This is a genomic window from Endozoicomonas sp. ONNA2 (assembly GCF_024606365.1).
Taxonomy (GTDB): domain Bacteria; phylum Pseudomonadota; class Gammaproteobacteria; order Pseudomonadales; family Endozoicomonadaceae; genus Endozoicomonas.
Genome location: NZ_JAHHPO010000353.1, coordinates 1 through 1,541 on the forward strand (window position 1 = coordinate 1; position 1,541 = coordinate 1,541).

The 1,541-nt window shown below is 53.5% G+C and carries 1 protein-coding gene; it reads right to left on the bottom strand.

Going from position 1 to position 1,541, the window contains the following annotated elements:
- Positions 1-58: 58 nt before the first annotated feature.
- Positions 59-1,324, bottom strand: a complete 1,266-nt coding sequence (gene glyA / locus KDK14_RS06380) for a serine hydroxymethyltransferase (protein WP_257264180.1) — start codon at positions 1,322-1,324, stop codon at positions 59-61.
- Between the last annotated feature and the right edge of the window lie 217 nt (positions 1,325-1,541).

Sequence of the window (1,541 nt, forward strand, 5' to 3'; positions counted from 1 at the left end):
TCAAAGCTTTTGCTTCTGGAATTAATAGATAGATGCTTAATGTCTATCGTAAGAGCGGTCACTTATAAACCGGAAGACGCGAACAGATTTCCAGCACGTTGGCTTTCACTTCTGCTTCCACCTGTGCATCGGCGGAACCATCGCCCAGAGTGTCCAGGATATCGCAGATCCAGCCAGCCAGAGCAGCAGAGTCTTGTTGATTAAAGCCGCGACGGGTAATAGCCGGCGTACCGATACGAAGGCCACTGGTCACGAAAGGTGAACGCGGGTCATTGGGAACCGCGTTCTTGTTCACCGTGATATTGGCACGACCAAGGGCTGCCTCGGCATCTTTACCGGTGTATTCCTTACCGATCAGATCCATCAGGAACAAATGGTCATCGGTCCCACCGGATACGATATTGATACCCCGATCCATCATTACCCGGGTCATGGCCCGGGCATTCTCCACCACCCGGGCCTGATAAGTCTTGAATTCATCGGACATCGCTTCTTTGAAGCAGACGGCCTTGGCGGCAATGACATGGCACAGAGGCCCCCCCTGAGATTCAGGAAAGACGGCAAAGTTGAGTTTCTTGTTCAGCTCTTGATCTTCACCCGCCAGGATCAAGCCACCGCGGGGTCCACCCAGGGTTTTGTGGGTCGTGGTGGTAACCACATCAGCAATGCCCACCGGAGAAGGGTAAACACCCGCCGCCACCAGCCCGGCCACATGGGCCATGTCAACCAGGAAATAAGCACCGACCTGATCGGCAATATCACGAAAACGCTGCCAGTCAACAATCCTGGAGTATGCTGAAAAGCCACCAATGATGAGTTTGGGTTTATGCTCCAGGGCAAGGCGCTCGACTTCTTCGTAATCCAACTCACCGGTATCAGGCGTAATGCCGTACTGAACCGCATTATAGATTCGGCCAGAGGAGCTGACGCTGGCTCCGTGGGTCAGGTGGCCGCCGTGAGCCAGGCTCATACCAAGAATCGTATCACCGGGCTTCAGCAGCGCCATAAATACCGCTGAGTTAGCCTGGGAACCCGAGTGCGGCTGAACGTTGGCATAGCCTGCGCCAAACAGCGCCCTGGCACGATCAATTGCCAACTGCTCAACCACATCAACGTGCTCGCAGCCGCCATAGTAACGTTTGCCGGGATAGCCTTCAGCGTATTTGTTGGTCAGCGCACTGCCCTGGGCTTCCATAACTCTTGGACTGGCATAGTTCTCCGAAGCGATCAGCTCGATATGCTCTTCCTGACGCAGGGTTTCCGCATCAATAGCTGCCTTAAGTTCCGGATCAAATTCAGCGATGGTCATGTCCTTTGTGAACATTCATTACCTCTATAGCCTGTTAACAGCCCGCCGGACGAGCCTGTAAAATGCCTGGATATCGGTGGTGAGTCGCTATTCTAATACAGCCCGGGGGAAATCGGCAGTAAAAACCACTCAACGTTAATAAGTAGCTGGCCATATGGAATCGAATATTTCTGGCTGCTTGGGCAGGTACTGTGCAAGGCACAACGGAGGGAGCATAGCCGTAGCTATGTGA

Coding starts and splice junctions, on each gene's coding strand:
- glyA (WP_257264180.1), bottom strand. CDS start 1,324: ATGTTCACAAAGGACATGACCATCGCTGAATTTGATCCGGAACTTAAG.